At 54.4% G+C, this 21618-nt stretch carries 25 protein-coding genes; all 25 read right to left on the bottom strand.

Annotated elements, in window-relative coordinates; translation table 11 throughout:
* Positions 1-59: 59 nt before the first annotated feature.
* Positions 60-1049, bottom strand: coding sequence for a sulfate ABC transporter substrate-binding protein (locus ACLJPE_RS19940; protein WP_000758713.1), 990 nt, complete (start codon positions 1047-1049; stop codon positions 60-62).
* 203 nt (positions 1050-1252) lie between these two features.
* Positions 1253-2215: a 6-phosphofructokinase gene (gene pfkA, locus ACLJPE_RS19935; protein ID WP_000591793.1), complete on the bottom strand. Its 963-nt coding sequence runs from the start codon at positions 2213-2215 to the stop codon at positions 1253-1255.
* Between the two features lie 184 nt (positions 2216-2399).
* On the bottom strand, positions 2400-3302 hold the full coding sequence (gene fieF, locus ACLJPE_RS19930; RefSeq protein ID WP_001077322.1) for a CDF family cation-efflux transporter FieF: 903 nt from the start codon (positions 3300-3302) through the stop codon (positions 2400-2402).
* 787 nt (positions 3303-4089) lie between these two features.
* Positions 4090-5814 (bottom strand): hypothetical protein, encoded by a 1725-nt coding sequence (locus ACLJPE_RS19925; RefSeq protein WP_000802618.1) that lies wholly within the window; start codon positions 5812-5814, stop codon positions 4090-4092.
* A gap of 7 nt (positions 5815-5821) precedes the next feature.
* Positions 5822-6364 carry a hypothetical protein gene (locus tag ACLJPE_RS19920; RefSeq protein ID WP_000083770.1) on the bottom strand — a complete coding sequence of 181 codons (543 nt, stop codon included), beginning with the start codon at positions 6362-6364 and terminating at the stop codon, positions 5822-5824.
* Positions 6336-7058, bottom strand: coding sequence for a hypothetical protein (locus ACLJPE_RS19915; protein WP_039514590.1), 723 nt, complete (start codon positions 7056-7058; stop codon positions 6336-6338). The genes ACLJPE_RS19920 and ACLJPE_RS19915 overlap by 29 nt, the downstream gene beginning before the upstream one ends.
* Positions 7048-7635 carry a tail fiber assembly protein gene (locus tag ACLJPE_RS19910; protein WP_000143183.1) on the bottom strand — a complete coding sequence of 196 codons (588 nt, stop codon included), beginning with the start codon at positions 7633-7635 and terminating at the stop codon, positions 7048-7050. Before ACLJPE_RS19910 ends, ACLJPE_RS19915 begins: the two co-directional genes overlap by 11 nt.
* The gene (locus tag ACLJPE_RS19905) at positions 7635-9581 is read right to left on the bottom strand and encodes a phage tail protein (protein ID WP_039514586.1); all 1947 of its coding nucleotides are present in this window, start codon (positions 9579-9581) and stop codon (positions 7635-7637) included. The genes ACLJPE_RS19910 and ACLJPE_RS19905 overlap by 1 nt, the downstream gene beginning before the upstream one ends.
* An 11-nt stretch (positions 9582-9592) precedes the next feature.
* Positions 9593-10186, bottom strand: a complete 594-nt coding sequence (locus tag ACLJPE_RS19900) for a phage tail protein (protein ID WP_000134369.1) — start codon at positions 10184-10186, stop codon at positions 9593-9595.
* Positions 10179-11363, bottom strand: coding sequence for a baseplate J/gp47 family protein (locus ACLJPE_RS19895; protein ID WP_000136917.1), 1185 nt, complete (start codon positions 11361-11363; stop codon positions 10179-10181). The genes ACLJPE_RS19900 and ACLJPE_RS19895 overlap by 8 nt, the downstream gene beginning before the upstream one ends.
* Positions 11356-11691, bottom strand: coding sequence for a DUF2590 family protein (locus tag ACLJPE_RS19890; protein WP_001656607.1), 336 nt, complete (start codon positions 11689-11691; stop codon positions 11356-11358). The genes ACLJPE_RS19895 and ACLJPE_RS19890 overlap by 8 nt, the downstream gene beginning before the upstream one ends.
* On the bottom strand, positions 11688-13802 hold the full coding sequence (locus tag ACLJPE_RS19885) for a phage tail tape measure protein (protein WP_039514580.1): 2115 nt from the start codon (positions 13800-13802) through the stop codon (positions 11688-11690). The genes ACLJPE_RS19890 and ACLJPE_RS19885 overlap by 4 nt, the downstream gene beginning before the upstream one ends.
* Before the next feature lies 1 nt (position 13803).
* Positions 13804-13983 carry a DUF6890 family protein gene (locus ACLJPE_RS19880; protein ID WP_000719046.1) on the bottom strand — a complete coding sequence of 60 codons (180 nt, stop codon included), beginning with the start codon at positions 13981-13983 and terminating at the stop codon, positions 13804-13806.
* 8 nt (positions 13984-13991) lie between these two features.
* Entirely contained in the window at positions 13992-14261 is a 270-nt protein-coding gene (locus ACLJPE_RS19875; RefSeq protein WP_039514577.1) for a putative phage tail assembly chaperone, read from the bottom strand.
* Between the two features lie 102 nt (positions 14262-14363).
* The gene (locus ACLJPE_RS19870; protein ID WP_001245146.1) at positions 14364-14747 is read right to left on the bottom strand and encodes a hypothetical protein; all 384 of its coding nucleotides are present in this window, start codon (positions 14745-14747) and stop codon (positions 14364-14366) included.
* Positions 14747-15085: a M15 family metallopeptidase gene (locus ACLJPE_RS19865; RefSeq protein WP_039514573.1), complete on the bottom strand. Its 339-nt coding sequence runs from the start codon at positions 15083-15085 to the stop codon at positions 14747-14749. The genes ACLJPE_RS19870 and ACLJPE_RS19865 overlap by 1 nt, the downstream gene beginning before the upstream one ends.
* Positions 15072-15383 carry a holin gene (locus ACLJPE_RS19860; protein ID WP_000980879.1) on the bottom strand — a complete coding sequence of 104 codons (312 nt, stop codon included), beginning with the start codon at positions 15381-15383 and terminating at the stop codon, positions 15072-15074. Before ACLJPE_RS19860 ends, ACLJPE_RS19865 begins: the two co-directional genes overlap by 14 nt.
* Before the next feature lie 4 nt (positions 15384-15387).
* Positions 15388-15843 (bottom strand): phage protein, encoded by a 456-nt coding sequence (locus ACLJPE_RS19855; protein WP_000140062.1) that lies wholly within the window; start codon positions 15841-15843, stop codon positions 15388-15390.
* A 3-nt stretch (positions 15844-15846) separates the two neighbouring features.
* Entirely contained in the window at positions 15847-16989 is a 1143-nt protein-coding gene (locus ACLJPE_RS19850) for a DUF2586 domain-containing protein (protein WP_023243545.1), read from the bottom strand.
* A gap of 2 nt (positions 16990-16991) precedes the next feature.
* Positions 16992-17648: a hypothetical protein gene (locus ACLJPE_RS19845; protein WP_410966020.1), complete on the bottom strand. Its 657-nt coding sequence runs from the start codon at positions 17646-17648 to the stop codon at positions 16992-16994.
* 35 nt (positions 17649-17683) lie between these two features.
* Positions 17684-18160 carry a phage tail protein gene (locus tag ACLJPE_RS19840; protein ID WP_000080428.1) on the bottom strand — a complete coding sequence of 159 codons (477 nt, stop codon included), beginning with the start codon at positions 18158-18160 and terminating at the stop codon, positions 17684-17686.
* Positions 18157-18630, bottom strand: coding sequence for a head completion/stabilization protein (locus ACLJPE_RS19835; RefSeq protein WP_039514569.1), 474 nt, complete (start codon positions 18628-18630; stop codon positions 18157-18159). The genes ACLJPE_RS19840 and ACLJPE_RS19835 overlap by 4 nt, the downstream gene beginning before the upstream one ends.
* 102 nt (positions 18631-18732) lie before the next feature.
* Complete coding sequence (gene gpM / locus ACLJPE_RS19830) at positions 18733-19434, bottom strand: phage terminase small subunit (RefSeq protein ID WP_039514565.1); 702 nt, start codon at positions 19432-19434, stop codon at positions 18733-18735.
* A gap of 2 nt (positions 19435-19436) precedes the next feature.
* Positions 19437-20459, bottom strand: a complete 1023-nt coding sequence (locus ACLJPE_RS19825) for a phage major capsid protein, P2 family (protein ID WP_039514562.1) — start codon at positions 20457-20459, stop codon at positions 19437-19439.
* Positions 20460-20487: 28 nt separating this feature from the next.
* Positions 20488-21549 carry a GPO family capsid scaffolding protein gene (locus tag ACLJPE_RS19820; protein WP_039514560.1) on the bottom strand — a complete coding sequence of 354 codons (1062 nt, stop codon included), beginning with the start codon at positions 21547-21549 and terminating at the stop codon, positions 20488-20490.
* Between the last annotated feature and the right edge of the window lie 69 nt (positions 21550-21618).

Raw genomic sequence — 21618 nt, 5'->3', positions numbered from 1 at the left:
CAAAATTGTGGCAAAGAAAAAACCCGGTAACATAATACGTTACCGGGTTTATAAACGGTTTAGCGTTTGCTGATTTGGTCGAACGTACCACCATTAGCGAAGTGATCTTTTTGCGCCTTCGCCCAGCCGCCAAACACCTCGTCAATGGTGAAAAGCTTCAGCTTCGGAAACGCATCGTCGTATTTTTTCACCACGTCAGCATCGCGCGGACGGTAGAAGTTTTTCGCTGCTATCTCCTGCCCTTCCGGCGAGTAGAGATACTTGAGATACGCTTCCGCTACCGCTTTGGTGTCTTTCTTTTCCACCACTTTGTCGACCACGGAAACGGTCGGCTCTGCGAGAATAGATTCACTCGGGGTCACTATCTCGAATTTATCTTTACCCAGTTCATTCGTCGCCAGTAGCGCTTCGTTTTCCCAGGCGATCAGCACATCACCGATACCGCGTTCAACGAAAGTATTGGTTGAGCCACGCGCACCGGAGTCCAGCACTTCAACGTTTTTAAACAGGGCTTTGACAAAGTCCTGCGCTTTGGCCTGATCGTTATTGTTGTGGTGCAGGGCGTAGCCCCATGCTGCCAGATAGTTCCAGCGTGCGCCGCCGGAGCTTTTCGGGTTTGGCGTAATCACCGACACACCGGGTTTAATCAGATCGTTCCAGTCATGAATTTGTTTTGGATTGCCTTTGCGGACCAGGAAAACGATGGTGGAGGTGTAAGGTGCTGAGTTATCCGGCAGACGCTTGATCCAGTTTTTATCGATACGACCACGTTCAGCAATAGCGTCCACATCGTAAGCCAGCGCCAGCGTCACGACATCGGCTTCAATGCCGTTAATGACGGAAGTCGCCTGTTTACCCGAACCGCCGTGCGATTGGCGGATCACGACGTTGTCGCCGGTTTCCTGCTTCCAGTGCGCGCTAAACGCTTTGTTGTACTGCTCGTACAGCTCACGCGTTGGATCATACGATACGTTAAGTAACTGAATATCCTTTGCCAGAATGCTGGTTGACGCCAGCAATAATGTGAATCCCACGCCCCACTTTTTCATCGCCCGACTCGCTTATGTTGTGTTGTGATGAGCAAAGCGTGCCAGAAAGAGATCCAAACATTAAAGAATAAAAAAAGATTGGCTATAACTTCGAGGAATAAATCTGAGGGATTACCGGATGGCGGCTAGCGCCTAATCCGGCCTACACGTTTCTGCAACCTGTAGGCCGGATTAGCGTAGCGCCATCAGGCGCGCAAAAACAATCAGTACAGTTTTTTCGCGCACTCCATCCAGTCGCTTTTGAACGGACGCTTCATGTTTTCAATCGCATCGATGATGTCATGATGAACAAGCTGCTCGTTCTGGATACCGACACAACGACCGCCATGGCCTTCCAGCAGCAGGTCAATAGCATACGCGCCCATACGGGAAGCCAGAATGCGATCGTAAGGTACCGGGGAACCACCGCGCTGAATGTGGCCGAGCACCGTCGCACGCGTTTCACGGCCCGTTTCTTTTTCAATAAAGTGCGCCAGTTCGTCAACATCGCACATATGCTCAGTAATAGCGACGATAGCGTGTTTTTTCCCTTTCGCGATCCCGGCTTTGATTTCCGCCACCAGATCTTCGCGATTAAATTCAACTTCCGGCACCACGATAAACTCACAGCCGCCAGCAATAGCCGCCGCCAACGTCAGGTCGCCGCAATAACGGCCCATCACCTCAACGATAGAGATACGCTGGTGAGAAGAGGAGGTGTCACGCAGACGGTCAATCGCTTCCACTACAGTGCCGAGAGCAGTGAAGTAGCCGATAGTGTAGTCGGTGCCTTTGATGTCGTTATCGATAGTGCCTGGCAGACCGATGCACGGGAAGCCCATTTCAGTCAGACGTTTTGCACCCATATAAGAACCGTCGCCGCCAATAACTACCAGCGCATCGATACCGCGTTTTTTCAGGTTTTCGATCGCGACAGCGCGAATATTTTCGTCACGGAATTCCGGGAAACGGGCGGAACCGAGGAAAGTACCGCCACGGTTGATCATGTCAGATACGCTGTAACGGTCAAGCTGAACCATACGATCTTCATACAGGCCCAGATAGCCGTCATAAATGCCCATGACTTCCAGCCCTTCCGTCAACGCTGCGCGCACAACACCGCGGATTGCCGCGTTCATGCCCGGCGCATCACCGCCGCTTGTCAACACACCGATTTTCTTAATCATGACTACCTCTGAACTTTGGAATGCAAAATGAAATCTATTGCCGGAAGCCGATTTCGCACTTCGAAACGATCCAACGAATATACAGATAGTATAACAATCCCTTCCTGCTGAATTGATTCAGGTCAGGCCAAATGGCGGTAATTTATACACAAAATGCTGGCCTGGCTCACTTTTTAACAATCAATTATACAAGCTCGAACTTCTTGCCTTCCGTGGGGACGACTGAACAGGGATCCTGATGAATAATGACATCTGAACCCGGAAAACGCCGCAAAATCGCCTGCTCTACCTGTTCAGCCACTAAATGCGCCTGAACGAGCGGCAGATTATCTTCCATTTCCAAATGAATCTGAATAAAGCGGGTCGGCCCTGACTGCCGCGTGCGGAGATCGTGCGCGCCGCTGACTCCCGGCCATGACGTCACGATATCAATAATTTCCTGTCGTTCCGCATCGGGCAGCGCGCGATCCAATAATGACTGCACCGCCTCATACCCCATACGCAACGCGCTATACAAAATATAGATGCCGATACCTAACGCAAACAGAGCATCCGCACGATGCCAACCGTACCAGGATAATCCAAGCGCGATAAGAATCGCTCCGTTCATCATAACATCAGACTGATAATGAAGCATATCCGCCCGTACCGCCTGACTTTGGGTCTTGCGTACCACCCAGCGCTGAAACGTGACCAGTATAATAGTGCATATCAGAGCGATGACGGTAACGCCAATCCCCACGCCGGGGTCGTTCATTGGCGTCGGCTTAATCAGATTCTGGATACTGGTCAAAAACAGAAACAACGCCGAACCGGAAATAAACATACTTTGCGCCAGTGCCGCCAGCGACTCCGCTTTACCGTGACCAAACGTATGTTCATCATCTGCGGGTTGCAGCGAATAACGCACGACCAACAAATTCGTCAATGACGCGGCAATATCCACCAGCGAGTCCACCAACGCCGCCAGAATACTCACCGATCCCGTATACCACCACGCAAAAATTTTGATCAAAAGTAACGCTGATGCCATCGCTGTTGCCGCGATAGCCGCCCGGCTAACCAGCCGTCCATAGGTTTGATTCATAAATACTCCCGCTATCTTCTGCCGGTAGTATAACGGATGGTTTAAAACAGTAAGCTAATAACAGAATGACAAACTGGAGATAAAAAAAACCCCCACATCATGTGGGGGAAGACAGGGATGGTGATTTCATTTTCCCTGTAATCATTAGAAACATAAGGATTTGTTTCTTTCAGTGTCCACAAAGCGTCCACACATCGAGGACCGCGTCTATCAAACGCACCCAAAAACCCCTGCTTTTTTGCGGGGTTTTTTTCATTCCGCATTAGATCTTTTTTTCATTCTGCTGCGCCATGTTTTGCAAGACCATGAATCGAAGCAATCAGCCTCCATCCCGTGCCTCGTAAGGCTTTGACATATCCGCGCCCAAAAATCACCGGATGCACTCGAATCATTTTGATCGTCACGGAAACTAAAACGATCCTTTTAAAAACATCATGTTATCCAGTCGGTTAGCGCCTGGCGGCGCGGCGACTTTTGCAAAGAGCTGCAAATATTTGCGCAGCGTGCAAACGCCCGCAGGATGCAAAAGCCCATCAGTGGCGCAGGCTGGCGGGGTGCTTTGCTCAAAATTTCTTTTGCAAAATTTTTTAGATCCAAATAGCGCAGGCGGGTGTGGTGTAGCGCCGTTTCCGTCCTGGATCCACTTCCGTCTGCCTGCTGTCGCTTACGCTGTGGGCCGCTGTTGAACGAACGAACGAAAGGCCGCACGGTGGCGGCCTTTAATATTTGCGCCTGCTGTGGCGCGTTCTGTGGTGTCTGGTTAGGTGTGCGGTTATGCCGCTTTTTGTCAGGCTATCAGGGGACCGTATTTGCTTTTCAATTTGTCGGTTTTAGTGGCCGTTGCGCTGAACTGCGCAGCCTGCCCGCTGGCCCCCGTATTGGGGTGAGTATGTGACGCGGCAGTCTCTGCCAGTTCCCTCACCACGTCCAGGGTGTCGGTGAGTAGTGTCAGGACGTTAATCTCTTCGCTTCCCAGTTTTACCACCGGGGCAATCAGCTGTTGCGCCTGGGCCACGCTTCGGCGGATGCCGCTGATTTTTTCAGTCAGTGCGCCGCTGACGTTTGACGTGACATTCCCTTTAACGTCGTCTGTAACATTGCCCGCGACGTCCCGTTTCACGTTCCGGCCAACACTGACGGAATTGTCCTTGCTGCAGGTTACTGTCAGGTTGCCGGATGTGCCGACGCTGTAATCCCCCTCGCTGATATGAACGACCGCCCCGGCCAGAAGTGTGGCCGTGCCAAGCACGGTTGTTTTATCCGTTGCCTGGACCGTAGTTTCACGGACAACCACTTTGCGGATCTCTTCGTCGGTGGTGACTTCGCGAATCATGGAGTTTTCGCGGATTGTCTGGTCTGTCTGGCGTTCCCAGTCTCCGGCAACCGTCACGCGCTGAGATACACCATCGCGCTGTTGCTGCAACTGCTCGCCGGGTTTAACTGCTGGCAGGTTATGACCCTCCGCCATAATCTGGCGCACAAATGGCTTATCCTGCCGCCCCTCCGCGAATCCTACTTCAACCAGCGTGCCAGGGGGCGGAAACTGAAACATTCCCGACTCACTGCCCGCCATTGGTACAGGTAGTGGAACGGCAGAATAAACCGGCGTATTTGCGGCAGGCTTGCCGTCTTCGTCAAGCAGCTGGAGATCCACGGCATAGCGCGGGCGGAATGGATCGGCAATATTTCCCCGTGAAACATCCTCGCTTGGTGCTTCCACCCTGGCGAACTTTGGAAGATGCAGGCCGCTTGCCAGCTCCGGGAATGCGTTTTCAATCTGCCGCTGAATCGGTGATTTTTGCAACGGCTGGCCGTTGGCTTTGTTGCGGGGCTGCCAGGTGATTGCCATATCGTCGTTATTTAGCCGGACCTGGTTCAACCGCTGGCCGTTCACCTCAGCACCAGGGCGCAGGCTCTGAATCATCGGCACAACCATTGAATTGCCGCCTGCCGATGCCTGGCTAAATTCGTGCGGGATCTCTACTGGTTTACCCGCAAAAAGACTATGCTCCGCAGCGCCGACGAAGACATCCCCGTCCGGCAGCTGATACCAAAGATAATCCGTCACTGTAAATGCGCGGCCCAGACTGGCAAGAAGCTGATAGCCCGTGCCGCTATGCGTAAAGTGGGGGATCGGTTTATCTGCATAAGCAGCGCCGACCGGCGTTGTGACGGTCAGCCCGCTTTGCTCACTTATCCAGTCAGTAATCTGGCGAAGCGTTGGATGCTGGAAAGAACACGGCCACAATTTATCAAAGATGCCGACAAGCTCACGCACGAACAACCGGCATGTTCCATTATCAGCAGGCTGTGACCGTTCGACATACCCGGTAAACCAGCGCAGGACCAGACCATCATAGCCAACATCGATACGCACCATTTTGCCAGTGTAATCTGTCTCTGTCCCCGCAGTAATAAACCCCCGACCGCACGCGTTCAGCTCCAGCACGATATTGCAGTCAATCAGATGGACCGGATCAGTGGAAAGGTACAGGCGTTTAATTGGTTTCATCGTTTAATTACCCCAGCGCATCGTTGACCGGCTTTAAGACCTTTTCTTCAAACCAGCTCATTTTGTCGGCTGGCTCATCAGCACCGGCAGCCGAACCCGCGCCCTTTGACCCCGTTTGCTTCGTGCTGGCCGTCGCGTTACCTTTTCTGGCCTGTCGTTTTTCCGGGACGCTGCCTTTTTCACGCAGGGTGAAACTTACCTGCCAGGCAAGACGATCCTCCTGCGGTACGGCATCAATCTGACCGGTGAACGTGGCTTCACGAAGATTAATAGCCGTTGCCGTCGCATTGGCGACGCGGTACTTTTTCAGTGCTCCGCTGGCTTCGGTTGCGGATGCCAACTGGAAAAGCCGCTGTAAAACGGCTTCGTCGTCGAATGTCACCAGACCCGACACACGCAACTCTTTGGCCTTGATACCCTGTTCAGCATTGGCCGTGCTCGATGTCTGGCCCGACTGGTCCTTTTCCTGAAACTGCATGGAAGGTGAAACCAGCATGTTCTGCATGGCGATCCCTTCACCATCAAGCGCGAGTAATGCGGTCTGGCTCATGTAGCATCTTCCCTAAGTCAGATAACGAATCCCCGATAAACATCATCGCGGCGGTATGCACTGCCGTTGTTTGCGGGATGCCTTTCAACAATTCAGCGGCAGCAACGGCATAACTCCCGCTGTAACTGAATGAAAAAATATTCGCACTGGCGGCTTTCAAGTCTTCCAGTCCCTGGCTGAGTGAGGACAGCAAACCGGCCCGTTCCTGAATAAATCCCGTAATCTGATTTTTTAGATCTGTTGTGGTGGTACTGACTGCGGCGGCCAGCTGCGCGGCGGCAACACGCTGGGCATTCAGCGCCAGCCGGTTGGTTGAGACTGATAACGGCGCACTGGCAGGCAATACATCGTCTTTAACCGGCAACTGCATTTTTACCGTGCTGAGTTCTGCGGCGGCGGCTGCCATGCGGCTTACCTGCGTAAATGCGGGGGCCGGAAATACGGTGGACAGTTTATTCAGCCCCTGCATAAAAGTATCATGGGTATTCTCCGCCACCATCATGACGATAACATCACCGCGACCGCCAGCGAATAACAGCTTTTTAGCAAGGTATCCCATCGCATTGGCCGGACTGAGATAACCGCCTGAATCCGTGTTCTGTCCCAGCCCGTAAACCCAAGGATGCGCTGGCACAATGGAACAGGCCAGCGCCACCATATCGTCAGCAATCTTTACAACCGATTCACGCCACATCGCCCGGAACCTCCGGCCAGTTAATATCTGGCGCATCGGCAGGATTAATACGATTGATCAGAACGCGGTGTTTTCTCCACTCCAGCAAAAGCGCCGCTTCCGAATCTGTCGCAATACCCAAATCAACAGCATCCTGTAGCGGTCCAATCTTTGATGCAGCCAGCGTCAGAAGACCTTCTTTTTGCTGCGTCGCCTGAGTAACCTGCGCCACTTTTTCCGCCTCCGTGTCGTGTACCCATTTTTTCCCGTCCCATTTCACAAAATGGCCTTCGGGCGCAATGGAAACAACATCATCAGGTAGTGCGCCTAGCTGGTTAATTGTGATGGCTTCCCCCGTTTTGATGTTGTAGACAACTTTCCCTCGATGGTCTTCAACAAGTGACCATTTTTCTGACTCAGAATTAAATACAGCGACGAATCCATCCTTCGCTGCTGGCGGTGCAATATCTGTACTGTACGCGGGCAATCCTGTATTTGCCGGAATATATGCATCACCTGCCCCAATAAATTCGTTTGTATCTGAACGCAGATTGAAAATTTTAATTGTCTGCGCTTTGCTGCTCATTTTAAAAGTCATTATGCCAGCCTCACAATATAGTTAAACGCGATATTCTTCACTGTGGTTTCCGCATTACCGTCTGCGTCCACAATAACGACGTGTCCGTGTGGACCTATATACATCGTGTGCTCGTGTCCTCCGATATAAACTGTATGCGCATGGTCGCCAGCGGCCTGTGTCCACGCACCACCTCCAGGCTGAAATGAGGTGTGATTGGAATCTCCCCAGTATGAATTGATATAACCGCCGAACTGGTGAGTATGGTTGCCCGTGGTATTGGTCGATTTCGTACCGTAATCAAATGACGACGTGCCTTTCGTTCCCAGATCGGTATCCAGCGCCCGCGCGCCGTGGCTGTGCGATTTGTTACCGTCCATTTCCTGAGACAGTACAGCCCGCCCGCTGGCGGGCTTACCTTTGATTGTCCAGCCTCGCATGTCAGGGATGACACCGGACGGATACGCTATAGCCAGTAACGGGTAAGCAGATTTATCAAATGCTTGCCCCTGCATCAGGGCGTAACCGGCTGGAGTAGCATCAGACGGCCATGCAATCGCCGCCCCTACTGGATGCGAATCCGGTGGCGGGTTTAGTGTGGTGTAGAGCATTGCCCATTCGGACCACTCAGCCTCGGCGTTATCTCTGTGGCTGCGAATATATGCAGGCGCAGGAGCACCATTAACCCCGCTCCATCCGATCAATATCTCCCCGTCACCGGTTCCGGTCAGACGTAAAATATTCCCGTATTGTGTTGGATAGCCATTGTTGTAAACCTCGCCCATTATCAGGCCGCTATCGCTGCCTCTTGTCGCACCAGTCAGTGCCGGAAGCGCACCGCGTGATGCCAGTCTGTTCGCTGCAACAGCCGTACCGTTGGCAGGAAGTGCTCCGATATTACGCACAAATAAACTTTTGTCCGGAATGTCATCGCCGTTCTGGTCTTTAACCAGTCGCTTATCTGCGTTGTCATTAGCCGCTTTTACTGCCTTTGGCGTGGCGGCCAGCTTTTCGGAATCGCTGTCTATTGCACTGCTTAACTGCACAAATCCTTTTTCATCGGTTGATGCATCAGGGTGATTGCGCGATTTTTCATGCTCACTCAGCGCATTGCTGGCCGCCTGGTCGTTAAGCGTGCCTTTCGGGCGCAGGTCTGTGATATTTCCGGCAGCATCAATACTCGCCACCGCAAAGACATAATGCTGTACACCGCCCAGCACATAATCGGCAAGATCTGCGGCAACGGTGATTTTGCTCTGTACTGCCCATTCGCTCGTTAACGTCCCGGTCCAGCTGACATCAAGCCAGACTTTTGTCGGCTTCGCAGATGCGTTGATGTTCAGGTCTGCGGGCAATTCAGTGCGTAACCCGGCGACGTATCCCACCCCTTTTGTGACAAAGAACTGATTACCGGACTTTGCGACCAGATAACCCGAATCAAAGAATGCCGCGGCACCATACAGATCGATATTTTCGCGGCGCTGGCGTTCATCCATTGCCGAAAGGCGGGCAGTGAAATCAATCTGCCATGTCTCTGCCGGGGTGGTAATTTCTGTTGCTTCCCTGGCTCCGCTGTATTCCATCAGCATGGAACGAACCAACACGTTTCCCTGCTGGCCGTTCGCATTTTTAATTTTGCGCTGAGTCGGGGCGTGAATAATCATCGCCAGTGTGCCGGTGGCTTTATTTGCCAGCCCGATCCAGTTGAAATTATAATCGCCCACATCCGCCCCCAGCGTGACGGAATAAACGACAGAATTTTCATTCACAACGCCGGTTTTACTTACCGGCAGGCGATCAACAATTTTATCCGCTGCGGGCATTGTCTCGGTATTATCAATCGGTTTATCAGCATCCAGTCCCGGAATATACGCGAAAATAAATTCATCCAGCGTGACGGGCTGATTATTAATTGCCTGCTGGGCTTTCCACTCTGTAAATGCTTTTGTAATAACAGCCTGTGACATAGGTCTTTCCTCTACTTCAAACTTGCGCTGTATGTTGCTTCTGGCTGGTTATTCACATCACCCAGGGTGGCAGGCCAGCAAATATATTCCCCCTGATACCAGCCAATATTGATATTCAGCGGCAGGGCGGTGATCACTTCAAACTGGTAACGGCGGCATGTGCGCCCGTATTTGCGGATGATTTCCAGCAGGAGATCGCCATTTTCCGCAATCTGGCTGTTTGTCACCCGAACGACGATCACGTCCCAGTCGAGTCCGTCCTGTCGTTCCAGTAATTCAACGTAACCAATCCCCAGTCGCTCAAAAATGGCAATAAAGCCCGCCACCTCTCCAGCCTGCTGCGCATTGATAAATGCGTAATTCACCCGTTTGCGAAAGATGTCGAGCGGTTCCCCCTTAAACCGATCGATGTCGCGTTCCCAGGCAATCAGGTTTAACAGCGGTTCGGGGCAGACCAGCGGGTCAAACTGCTTTAACGGCCAGGTGATCCACCCGTACACCTGCGACCAGAACTTCACGCAGGCCCGCAGCAGCCTGGTGGGGTCGCCTTTGTTCAGCCACGACGGCAATTTCAGACCGGCAAGCAACTTTGAAAACTCAGTCATTTTCAATCTCCACCGTTAACCCTGACAGGCGCGGGACTGACAGTTCGCTGACAATATCCGTCAGTGAAAAATGCAGTGAATCGACAACCGGAAAAGCCTTGTGGATCTCGCGGCCCAGATTCGAAAAGGAATAGCGCGAATAGGGCTGCGTCTTTTTAACGTCGTAATTGGCGTTCTCGCGAAACGCGCAACGAATCAGGTCGGTAATACCGGTTTTTAACGCGCTCAGGTCTTCCGCCTCCATGTTTTCCACGCTTTTGACGTAGACCGTAACCGCCAGGGTGTGGCTGGTTTCCGGCATGGCATAACACTGCAGATCATCACCGTGTCCGTGGTGGCCCTGGGTATTCACATAGTCGTTAACCGCATCAATAAAGGGCTGTGATATTTCGCCGCTGTCCAGTAACAGGTAAGCATTTGCCGTACCCGGCCCACGCGGGGCATCGTGCAAAAAGTAAATGCGATCAACGCTCAGGCCCAGCACGCTGGCAATCATGCTGCGGTAGATAGCGTCAGAATGGTAATTGCCTACCAGATTAAACTGGTTGCGGGTGCGGTCGCGCAGCTCGTCGTCGCTTTCCTCGTTAGCCCCTGGCGTAATCAGCCATTCGTCCTCATTGACCGCACTGGCGATCCCAGCCACCGCAACGGGTAAGATCCGGTAATAGCCGGGCGCAAGGTTATAGCCGCTGCCGGTGCCGGTCGCCGTGACGGGAACCAGCCCGCTTTCAACCCCGGCTGGCAGCGTCACGTCTTCATTCACCGCCAGCACGTAAACCACGCCGTTAATACGCTCGGTTTGCACCAGGGTTCCGGCAGGCACGACGACCACATCCGCCGCGTTCAGCTTGTAGAATCGCAGCACGCCAGCGGCAGCGCTGGCCGGTTTAGGCACAATATGGACCGCCCAGGCCAGCAGGCGCAGCATGGGACCGGTGGCCGTCGCGACAAACATATTGCGCAGAACCACATCGATCAGCGCCGCCCGCAGCCATAACACCGGCGTGGTGACAATTTTCGAAATCAGCCGCCAGAAAGGTGACATTCTCGACGTATTTGTGACGAACCCTTCCGCCTGCACGGTGGCTTTAAATGCCGCCGTAATTTCGGCCTCTGTCGCGGGCATCCCGCTGTCATTCAGCACTTTTTCAAAATCAACGTCGGGTTTCTCAGTCATAGTTAACCTCTGTACCGACAGGGCCAAAATCGTAGGTTTCCGCCGTGACATACAATCGCGAAAGGGTTTCTTCGGTGATCACTATGGTGCCGGGGACCAGACGTTCGTCGCTTTCTACCAGTAAGGACAGCTGCGTCAGCACGTCACCGCGCATTGTCGGGCTACGTTCACCAATCAGACGGGTGGTGATACCGCTTTCCAGAATGCTGTGAATAATGTCCTGGGTGATGCTGTCGCGGTTATCGCAACGGCGCGGCTCGTTGCCGCTGTCCAGCGTGAAATCGCCGTCAGTGATCAAAAGGTCGATGTATAACGGTTCGGTACTCATCCTGCGTTAAGCTCCTGCCATTCAGCCAGCTGGGCCGGGGTGATTCCATTGGGGGCGTTGATGTAGGTATCGCCCCACGATTTACGGTTATCCACGGTGGTTTTGCGGTCGGTTTTAACCTGACTCATCAGGCCGCCGCGTGGGATGTCTGCATTAATTCGGTTCCCCGTCAGCACGGACGGGCTGTTCAGCTTCGACGAACCTGCAGCACTGTCTGGAATGACCGCGTTTGCCGGAACGGCAGCCGCTGCCGGTGGTGAAACGGTTTTCAGGTCGATATTGACGCCGGGGATCTTGTTTAACTTCTCAACAATCCAGTTATAGGTAGACGCAAAGGTGCTTTTGAGGACGTCAAAAAGTTTGCTGAATACCCCGCCGATGATCTGTGCGAACCCTTCAAAGGTGGCAAGCGGGGAAAGACCGGCAAAGAAATCAACCACCACGGCCCAGCCGTCAGTGATGGACTGCCAGACCCGCGCAAACACCTGGCCTACCTGTTCCGCGACTGACATCACCCAGGCAAAAGCCGCCGTATTCATGATCGCTGCCGCCAGTTCTTTCCAGTGAGTGATGACGTACCAGACCCCCACGGCCAGAAGCGCCAGCCCGGCAATAATCAGGGTGATCGGACTCATCAGGAATTGCATTGCCGCTCCGGCAAACATGGTCGCCACACCGTAAACCCGCATGGCAATGGCCCCGGTCTTTAACGCGATATTCCATGCAGCCAGCGCGATGCGGCAGACACCCGTCCACAGCGCCAGCAATTTTGACTGGATCCACAATGCAGCCAGGCCAATGCGCGTTGTCAGCAGGGACGGACGCAACAGGTTGAGCGTCCATAACAGGGGTTTCCATGCGCCACCCAGCACCTTAGCGATTGCGGCCAGCCCCGTCATGGTGAAGCCAAAGACCCCCATCACGATATTGACCGCCGCCCCGGCCAGCCCGAAGGACAGCACGCCCAGGGTGATGTAACCCAGCCAGCGGGCAATATTCGGGAACATATCCAGCCAGCGGGCAAATTTAGTCCCCACGTCGGCAATACGGTTCATCAGCGGCGACAGGATAGGGATCAGCGTGTTACCAATCGCCACGCGAATGGCAAAGAATGTCGCTTTGATACGCTCCCACGGCTCGGCCATTCGTTCGGCCATTTCCTGGGCGCGTTTCATCCCGTCATTTCTGCCCAGCTCGGTGATGCTGCGGTTTAATTTATCCTGCTGGCCGTACAGCTTTTTGATAACGTCAGCACCACCACCGAACGCGGCGTCCAGCGCCTGTTGTGCCTTGACGTTCCCTTCAATGCTCTGCCCGTATTTGCTCTGGAGTTTTTGCAGAATGTCGCCCATCGGCAGCATTTTGCCGGTGGCATCGACAAAGCTCATACCCAGCTTTTCAGCGGCAGCCGGGGCACTGCGTAAAAACTGCTCGTAGATCCCGCTGGCCTCAGTACCCAACGTGCGCGAAAGCGTACCCAGTACGGCGAACTGTTCATCCAGGCTGACGCCAAAGTCAGCACCGGCGCTTTTCGTCCCCTCGATAAGCTCCTGCATGGTCTGCATTTTCACGCCGAAGTTTTGCACCATGTACGCCGTTTTTCCTGCCAGTTCTTCGGCAAAACGCACATGGCCCAGACTGGACAACTCCGCGTTGAAACGTGACGCCATTGCGCCGATGTATTCGCCCGCCTCTTCGCCGCTGGCCTTGACGCCTGCCGCCAGGGTATTGGCCGCGATGGTGACGCGGGGCAGGTCCATATCGGACAGGCCCGCCATTGCGCCTTTCATCGCGTAACTTGACCGGACCACATCAACGGCCCCTTTGCCGTAACGCATACTGAATCGCATGGCTTCGCCGGACAGACGTTTCAGCGCATCCTCTGCCACGCCTTTGGAACCCACTTCTGCAAGTGCGGCGTTCATCTCATACGCCGGACCCACCACGCCCGCGATGGACTGTGCCACGCCCCAGACAGCCGCCGCACCGATCCCGATTTTTGTAAAAGACGCCTGCGATTTTTCAGCAAAGCCGGACAGCGAAGACTGGGCCGTTTTTAATGGCCGCGTCAGCTTATCGATCAGGCTCAGGGTAAAATCCAGGTGGCTCATATCAGTTTCCGTTAAACGCGATGGCTATCCCTTCCGCCGTCTTGCTGGCGCGGGTCTGGGCGAAATATTCGTCCAGCCACAGGGCGCGGGCGATGCTTTCTTCGTCGTCGGCTTCGTGCGGGAGGTAGTAGCGGCGCAGGGCAAGGTATTGCTCAAGAGCATTCTTGCGAATGGCCGCCACCCGCGCCGTCAGTTTTTTACTTCGATCTCAAGTTTTGGGGAGTAAATCTCGTTAACCTTCTCGACGATCTGCATTTCACAACCCGGATAATCTTCCATCAGCTTGTTGAGCGACTCTTTACACTCGGCATCAACAATTCGGCCCAGATAAGTCACCATAGGGGCAACCTTATTGGTCATGGTCATTTCGTTAAGCAGGTTGTTAAACGCGGTTTTATTCGGCTCAAAGCTCAGATTTACGCCCGCCACGGTCAGGGCGATTTTTTTCGGTTTACTCATTGTGCTAATTCCTTACGTTGTCGAATGATGCCCGCCAGGGCGTTATGTCGGGCGGCGCAGTCGGTATACATCTGCCGGTAGGCTGTCAGCGCCGCGTCAAAGTCATTTCCGGTCGGTCCGGCCAGACGTGGCAGCGTGACCGGGCAAAGTGTCAGCTGGTTTTCCTGATAATTCTCGTTCGGCTTGATCTGCACTTTCGTTGAACAACCGGACGTAATCATCAGAAGCGCAAACGTTGCTAAAAACCGGCTTAATGATTTCTGTACGAATAACCCGTTCCGTGTGCCTTTCATTGGCTTTTAGCCCCGCGAGTTTTGCTTCCAGCGCTTCGCCAGACTGTTGCGTCACTTCAACGACAATCTGGCGTGTTTGTTCTGCCGCTTCACTGGCAGCGAGTTGCAGCTTTGCGTCGTGCCAGTCATGCGCCTGCCAGCCCGCTGACATTGCAGCGACCAGAATCAGCAAAAGACCCAGCAAATTGCGCATCAGCGCACCCCGTTATGCTCAAGACTGAAATGGTTCCCGTCCGGCTTACTGAAACGGCCACCCCACGATCCGCCGATAGATTCCCAGTATTCGCCCAGTGGGCGATATGCGGCGCTGTCGGTCTGGTATTCGCCGTCAATAAACAGGTTAAAATCCACCGCCAGGCGCTGGGTATGCAGGCTGTTAGCAATGCCGCTCCCTTTTTTTGCGTTAAGCGCGGCCTGTTCCGGCGTGCGGTACGCTTCGCCAAACGTCAGGCGATAGCCCTTTTCTTCGGCAAAATGAATCAGGCTGGCGATCATCACCGTGAAAAGTTGCTGTTTTTCACTCAGTTTCATTGCGCTTGCTCCCCCATCGCTTGATATACATGTCCAGGCAGCGCTTTAACCCCGCCTCAATAAACGCACTTCCCAGAATGCCCAGGGCGCAGGCCAGCCCAATGACGACCAGTTCCGGCATATCGGGGAATTTCAGCAGCGGGATTGCGGCCAGTGGTGCGACCGCAGATCCCAGAATCATCCGCCCGACCAGCAGGCGGGTTGTGATTCGCTCATTACTGACCATCAGTTGCCCCAGACCGATCACGGCCCCGATAAGCAACAGTTTTTCAAGCAGTGACGTTTCTCCGTTCATCATCGTGTCAGCCTTTCAGATCGCGAGTATCACGGGCTGACAGGTACGGCACGCCGTCAATCGCGACAAAGTCCGGGCTTGTCACCATGAATTTAATTTTCTTCGTGGTTTTGCTGGCCTCGTTGGGGTTGATGTTGACGATGTCGGACAGCGTCGGAACACAGCCAAACACCTCGATTTTTTCTTCGTCGTCCCCGGCGTTGGCATAGAACAAAAAGTCCTTTGCCGGAATGGCCCGCCAGGAACCTGCGGCGCGGGCCACAGCGGTAAACTTTTTAAAGTTCTGGGAATCGACTTCGACTTCCACATCCGCCGAAACGGACCCTTTCGTGTGGCCGTTAGGGATGCCACGCGACTGCGCAACGGCGCTGTTGTCCGTAATGGTGACGGTGGCGTTTTCTACGTGAATCATGATGCTGTCGTAGTTCACATCGAACGATCCGCCGCTGATACGTTCAGTCATTGATTAGCTCTCCAGTGAGGTGTCCAGTTCGATGCTGACGCTGATTTCTTTCGCGCTCTCATATGGTCGAACCACAAGGTAAATCTGTACCGCTTCGCTACTGGTCCAGGTGATGGTGATGTCACCGTCCTTTGGTGGCTTCACTTCGCCCGGAAATTCGATGCCGTTGATCTGGGTTGAAATCGCCATTTCACGCAGCGGCTTGCCGAAATAGGTTTCATGCGCGGCGATGCTGCCCGGTGTGCTGTTCAGCGAACGATCGGCAATTTTGGGGATTGCACGCAGACGGACACGGCGGGAGGCTTTATCAACCACGCGCACGTTTTCAATCACCTGATAATCACCGCCTTCAACGTCCAGAGTGCGACCGTCAGCCCAGTAGATGCCGTCATAATCGTGATACCACATCGGCACGCTGTAGCGGTTCGCCTGCAAAGACTGCAACACGGCCAGATCAATCTCGGCCCCCGTCCCGTCGACCGGCAGGCCATCGCGCCCCAGCGCGGTGACTGCACCGGTTGCAACGCGGGCGGGGCTGTCTGCCACCGTCACCGAACGGTTACACAAGCGACCAACCAGGACGCCGGGTTCGTTGCCCCACAGACGCGGGACCAGTTGCACCCCAGGCGATGCAATACCGTCCTGGAGTTTTGCCAGGCGCGTCACATAGTCGCTCCACGCTTCGTCCTTTTCCGGCCCGCCCACAGCAAGGGCAAACCAGATAAAACGCCCAAAACTGGCCTGTAAGGTGACGCGCATTTCCGTTGCGCGGTTAATGGTGGCTGCGTCGGCGGTATCAAATGTCAGGACAACCCCTTCCACGGATGCCACGCTCTGGGCCTGTTTGACCGCGTTCATCCAGTCTTCATCTGGTTTGTAGCCCTCGGCGTCCTTGTCTGGCTCTGCCAGCACATGCACGTAAGCAAACCAGTTCTGACCGGCGTTATTGGCCGCTGCGGCCACCATATTTTTTAACGGGCTGTCTTTGTCTCCCAGGGCTTTATCCAGATCGCTGCCGGTATTCAGCGACTGGGTTTTCCCGATGTTAGTGTCGCCGTAACCCACAAAGAGGATGACGCGCTCGACGTCGTTCGTTGTGCCGTTGAAGCGGTTTTTCTGACTGACGTTGACATTCGGCCAGGTCATTTTTACCCCCTGATTTGCTGCGCGTTGATGTCCCAGCCGAAGCCGATTGCCTGCATTTGCCGCGCAATAATTTGGTTAAATTCGTCGTTGCTCACCCCCAGAAAAACGCGCCCTGGAATATCAATGGTCCATGTGCGTTTTGAGGGTGTGCCTTTCAGTTTTCGAATCAGTAATCCCGCCTGGGCCATGCTCATGGTTTCCATGATTTGCTTGCTGGACGGCTTAACCCAGCGCTTGCCCTTGCGGGTTTTGTAGCCCAGCGCCCGCAGGCGCTTGGCCTGTCTCGGTAGCGCTGGCTTGTCAGCCTGCGGCTTGCGCGGGGCGTTACTGGCTTTCATCTGGATCCTTGCGCCGTCCTGCTGGACCGCGCCGACCAGACCCGCCGCAATGGGCTTCGTCCCGTTCCGGTAGTTCCCGCCCTTGAGGTAAATTCTTACCCCCTGAATCTCCGGCATTTCACGCACGGCCAGCAGTTTGGGCAGCCCTTTTAACATCTTCCCTTTGCCACGCTTGCGCGGCTCCCACGGCGTACCGTCCGGGGCCGCCTGCTGGCGCTGGTGACGTTTTGCCGCTGTGACAATGCCCAGCTTTGCAATACGCCATAAAAGGCGCTGGCGCTTACGCGGGGGAAGGTCAGCTTTTGCCAGCGTTTCCCGCATCTGCTTTAGCTGTTGTTGGTTCAGCTCCCCACGGATCACGACGCGTCACCACGCTGGACAATAAATTCCAGTTGCGACGCCTCCCAGATTTCGGGATTTACGATGTCCCATTTCTTACCCTTGAAGGGGATCGGCCCTTTTTCCACTTCACGCAGGACCAGCGGATCAACCAGCGGGACAACCACATCCAGAATGCATGACCCTTCGTCGTCGAACTCCGGGTCCACGGTGGGATCGGCTAACTTCAGCTCGTCGCGCAGCTCGTTGGCGAACTCATCCACCCAGGCCAGCACCAGGGCATAAATCAGCCCCGGCGAATATTTGCGGTAGGGGAAGTCATCCCACGACAAACGGGCGGTGTAAGTCAGCACTCCGATCCGGCGCTGGTTGTTCCCCAGTGCTTTGGCGTTGCGTACCAGCTCGCAATCCTCCATTGAACTGGAAAACATCTGCATGGCATCAGGCGGCAGATTTGCCGTAATAAACGCCGTCAGACTTTCAAGCTGGCTCATATCAGATGCACCCCAACGCGTGGTTGTCGCAGCATGTTTCGCATCACGTTGGCCGCCTCGGCCAGCAGGCTGGCGCGGGTGTCCTGGCTTTCCTGCCCCGGATGCGATTCACGCCGCCCGATGGTGGCGAACTCCCCCAGTAAATCGGCCTTTGCGCGGGCGTAGACCGCTTTTTTGTACTGGGCTGTTAACTGGCTTTCGTCGCCCATCTTTGCACCCGGTACATCTGCGGCCCGCTCGCAGGCTTTCGCGTTCCAGTACGTCACCACGTCGGCCAGCGCGTCGTTTACCTCCGCAATAGCAGCCAGCAGGGCCACGCCTGCGGTTTCTGGCGGCAGATCAGCGGGCAGCGTGCGCACCTTCTGAAACTCGGCCAGATCGAGATCGGGCCAGAACGTCACGCCGTTGGTGATCGCTGTTGGCGTCACCATCACCGGCTTACCGCTGATACTGAAACTTGGGCCACTCATTGGCGCACCTCGGTTTTGCAATAGAAACGGGCTGACGGGTTCCACGGCCAACAACCTTATGGTTGATGCCTCCCCCGCGCCCGTCCCGGCTTGCGGGAGTCGTTAAAGCTGGGTCAGGCCGTTAATCCGGGCGCGGATTTTTTCGCGCATGGTCTTAACTCCGGCGTTTTTGTTGTACGCCGCCGCCTGGGCCAGCAGGGCGTCGGCCTGTTCCAGCGTATTCACATCATCCACGGCAGTGGCACGCGGCTGGCCCTTCTCGTCGCGCAGCAGGTAAAGACCGGCGAACTTGAACCACTTCGCGTTAATGTCTTCGTGCAAACGCCACTTTTCGCGGATGTTTTCAAACGTGCGGCTGAAATAGGGTTCGATGCTGTGACCGGCTTCCGCCTGCATGATCGCCCACCCCAGCACCGTATCGGCCACAAAGGCGGGCAGGTTGCTTTTGAAGTTTTCCGGCGTGGCCTGGTTCTCACTGATAGCCACGTCAGCCCAGTCCAGCGCCTTGCCCATTTCCCCCGTATCGAACAGCCAGATCACGCAGTAAACCAGGGCCGGATTGGCAAAGCGGGCATCACCGGCAAGATATGCTTCAACGGTCGGCATCCAGCGCGGCAAAAGGACATCGCGCTTCATGTCCATGCGCTCTGCACGCGTCAGACTACGAAGCCGTTCAACATCCTTTTCCAGCTCCAGCATTTGAATGTGAAAGCTGACCGGCGATGCCGTCAGGGCTTCGCACTTATCTAGCGCCTTTGCGGCTTTCACGCGTGCTCGGTGTCGCTGACACGGGGTCATAGCCATTTTTACGCGCCCCCTCCTGGTGCAACTTCGCCGGTCGCAAGGGTGATTTTGTCGAATGCCGCGTACAGCTCATCATGCTCGACGCCGTAACCTTCCATGCGCAGATAGTTATTCTCGAAGCGCTTGCGGTCGTCGTTCCATTCCGCTTTACGCTTACGTGTCCCCTGCTGGGTGTAGATATGCAGGTTGTCCAGCGTGGTGACGATAAGGCGGCCCTCCGGCATAAACGGCGGGGTGTACACGGTACGGCCAGCAATCTGGCGGCCAATAAGCTGCGCGGCGACTTTCTCAGTCGGGCGATCAATCTTATTCATCATCGTGGTGGCGTCGTTGCCGATAAGGTCAGCGGAAGCCAGCACAACCAGGCGCGGGTCATTGCGGAATGGCTCATAAATGCAGGTGTGTACCAGGTCAGTGACTGCCGCATCCAGACCAATAAAGTCAGCACCCGACGCGCCGATAGTGACGGCATCAGAAATAATCTGTTCAGACGAACGGGCCTTAACGATTTGGTGCCAGCCGATGTTAACGTCTTCGCCGTTCGGGTTGGTTTCCGGGTCGGTGTCGTCTGCAACACTTGTACCGTTAAACGCCACGCGCAGCATATCCAGCGCGAATGACTCGTTGCTGAATGCCTGAATACGCTGGAAGAATTCCTCTTCACTGCCCGCGTTAGCCCAGACAACCAACAGGGAGTAAGGCAGATACGAACCGGAATCCGTTTCTACAAGCTTGTATTCATTCCCGGTAACACCCAGGGGGCGAGAGAAACGACCATCCTTTTTGCGCCCGGTATAAATACCCGACTTACCAGTACTGACCACCTGGCCGGTGATCTGATCCACATCCAGCACGTTAGGCAGCAGGCGCAGGAACTCAGATTGTTGCAGCAGAGCATTGCGCAGCTGGGTTTCTTTCGGATTGGTCAGCGAGAAGTAGCGCGACGTGTCCACCTGGCCGTTAGCTTTTGCCAGGCCAGCAGTAAACTTACGCAGCATCTGCTCTGCTTTTGGGGTTAATTGCATAATCTCTTATTCCTGAAAAAGTTGGCGATTACATGAATTCAAACGGTTCTTTGCTTCCGCCTGGCGCACTGCCAGGGCGGCGCGTATTACCGTTTTCCATCGCTGACAACTTGGTCAGGACGGTAGTCAGCTGCGTGGCAAGGTTGTCCATCTGGTTGCCAGCTGGCTGGCGACGGGCGGAAAAGTCACGGCGACGGCTGGCGCGTGGGCGCTTCGCTGGCGTCACATTGAATGACTTCATGACTTTTGCCAGGTTAGCTTTGGCGGCGCTGAATTCTTCCGCTTTGACTTCGTCTTCCGGGTTTTCGATAACGTCCTGTGCCAGCTCGGCCACCTCGTCGGCAGCATCAGCGATCTGGGCGGCAACATCTGCCACCACATCGGCGGCCTGTTCTGGCGTATCAACCGTGTCAGCGTCACCCGCTGCGGCGTCTTTACCGCTTTTAAGCAGATCCAGCATTTGCTGAATGAGCGCTTTTAATTCTTCCATTTTTTCTCCGTCGCCCTCGGTGGGCTTATCAGTGTTTGGCTCTGGCGTTGGCGTAAAATCTTTACTGGCCGAAAATAAACGCGACCAGAAAGAATCTTTTTTATCTGGTTTACTTGTCTGTAATTTCCCTAAGCTGAATGTTTCCAGACTCCCGCGCTCGGCGTCCTTTTCTTCACCGGCTAAAACGAATTTAAGTTTTTCCGTTCCCAGACTTGCCGGAATATCCGTCACAGCCAGTCCAAAAAGATATTCACGACCGCTGCCAGCAAAATCAGTGACAAATTCTGCTGACGTAAATAACTTTTGCCCCTGCCGATTGGCTTCAATTAAAAATTGATTCGGGATTAACTGGGCATATAACTTCGTGACATCACCTTCCGTTTCCACTTTCAGCGCGTCCACTTCCCCCAGATTGCAGGTAAATTCACGCTCGCTGATATCGCATTGCGGATGGTGCGGCCAAATCATGGCCGTGTAGGTTTTGCGGGTGTAGGTTTCTGCCGCATCAATCAACCATTGCGGTTCAATGGTGCGACCGTCCACAGCCTTTCCAGATGTGGCAATACATAGCCAATCCGTGCGGTAATGAGATTGCGGCATAACTGACCTTTAATAATGAATTTAATAACAATGATTCGTTTGTGGTGGTCAGTATTGCGAATTGATTAA

It is taken from the genome of Salmonella sp. SAL04196, from assembly GCF_046550835.1.
Taxonomy (GTDB): Bacteria; Pseudomonadota; Gammaproteobacteria; order Enterobacterales; family Enterobacteriaceae; genus Salmonella; species Salmonella enterica.
Note: the sequence above shows the minus strand (reverse complement) of the source record. Positions and strands in the feature narration are given on the sequence as shown.

Coding starts and splice junctions, on each gene's coding strand:
- fieF (WP_001077322.1), bottom strand. CDS start 3,302: ATGAATCAAACCTATGGACGGCTGGTTAGCCGGGCGGCTATCGCGGCA.
- gpM (WP_039514565.1), bottom strand. CDS start 19,434: ATGGCTATGACCCCGTGTCAGCGACACCGAGCACGCGTGAAAGCCGCA.
- ACLJPE_RS19865 (WP_039514573.1), bottom strand. CDS start 15,085: ATGAAACTGAGTGAAAAACAGCAACTTTTCACGGTGATGATCGCCAGC.
- ACLJPE_RS19940 (WP_000758713.1), bottom strand. CDS start 1,049: ATGAAAAAGTGGGGCGTGGGATTCACATTATTGCTGGCGTCAACCAGC.
- ACLJPE_RS19860 (WP_000980879.1), bottom strand. CDS start 15,383: ATGATGAACGGAGAAACGTCACTGCTTGAAAAACTGTTGCTTATCGGG.
- ACLJPE_RS19890 (WP_001656607.1), bottom strand. CDS start 11,691: ATGAGTACCGAACCGTTATACATCGACCTTTTGATCACTGACGGCGAT.
- ACLJPE_RS19920 (WP_000083770.1), bottom strand. CDS start 6,364: ATGAGCCAGACCGCATTACTCGCGCTTGATGGTGAAGGGATCGCCATG.
- ACLJPE_RS19875 (WP_039514577.1), bottom strand. CDS start 14,261: ATGAGTAAACCGAAAAAAATCGCCCTGACCGTGGCGGGCGTAAATCTG.
- ACLJPE_RS19870 (WP_001245146.1), bottom strand. CDS start 14,747: ATGCGCAATTTGCTGGGTCTTTTGCTGATTCTGGTCGCTGCAATGTCA.
- ACLJPE_RS19825 (WP_039514562.1), bottom strand. CDS start 20,459: ATGCAATTAACCCCAAAAGCAGAGCAGATGCTGCGTAAGTTTACTGCT.
- ACLJPE_RS19820 (WP_039514560.1), bottom strand. CDS start 21,549: ATGCCGCAATCTCATTACCGCACGGATTGGCTATGTATTGCCACATCT.
- ACLJPE_RS19855 (WP_000140062.1), bottom strand. CDS start 15,843: ATGACTGAACGTATCAGCGGCGGATCGTTCGATGTGAACTACGACAGC.
- ACLJPE_RS19910 (WP_000143183.1), bottom strand. CDS start 7,635: ATGACTTTTAAAATGAGCAGCAAAGCGCAGACAATTAAAATTTTCAAT.
- ACLJPE_RS19905 (WP_039514586.1), bottom strand. CDS start 9,581: ATGTCACAGGCTGTTATTACAAAAGCATTTACAGAGTGGAAAGCCCAG.
- ACLJPE_RS19845 (WP_410966020.1), bottom strand. CDS start 17,648: ATGCGGGAAACGCTGGCAAAAGCTGACCTTCCCCCGCGTAAGCGCCAG.
- ACLJPE_RS19915 (WP_039514590.1), bottom strand. CDS start 7,058: ATGTGGCGTGAATCGGTTGTAAAGATTGCTGACGATATGGTGGCGCTG.
- ACLJPE_RS19840 (WP_000080428.1), bottom strand. CDS start 18,160: ATGAGCCAGCTTGAAAGTCTGACGGCGTTTATTACGGCAAATCTGCCG.
- ACLJPE_RS19850 (WP_023243545.1), bottom strand. CDS start 16,989: ATGACCTGGCCGAATGTCAACGTCAGTCAGAAAAACCGCTTCAACGGC.
- ACLJPE_RS19925 (WP_000802618.1), bottom strand. CDS start 5,814: ATGAAACCAATTAAACGCCTGTACCTTTCCACTGATCCGGTCCATCTG.
- ACLJPE_RS19885 (WP_039514580.1), bottom strand. CDS start 13,802: ATGAGCCACCTGGATTTTACCCTGAGCCTGATCGATAAGCTGACGCGG.
- pfkA (WP_000591793.1), bottom strand. CDS start 2,215: ATGATTAAGAAAATCGGTGTGTTGACAAGCGGCGGTGATGCGCCGGGC.
- ACLJPE_RS19835 (WP_039514569.1), bottom strand. CDS start 18,630: ATGAGTGGCCCAAGTTTCAGTATCAGCGGTAAGCCGGTGATGGTGACG.
- ACLJPE_RS19895 (WP_000136917.1), bottom strand. CDS start 11,363: ATGACTGAGAAACCCGACGTTGATTTTGAAAAAGTGCTGAATGACAGC.
- ACLJPE_RS19900 (WP_000134369.1), bottom strand. CDS start 10,186: ATGACTGAGTTTTCAAAGTTGCTTGCCGGTCTGAAATTGCCGTCGTGG.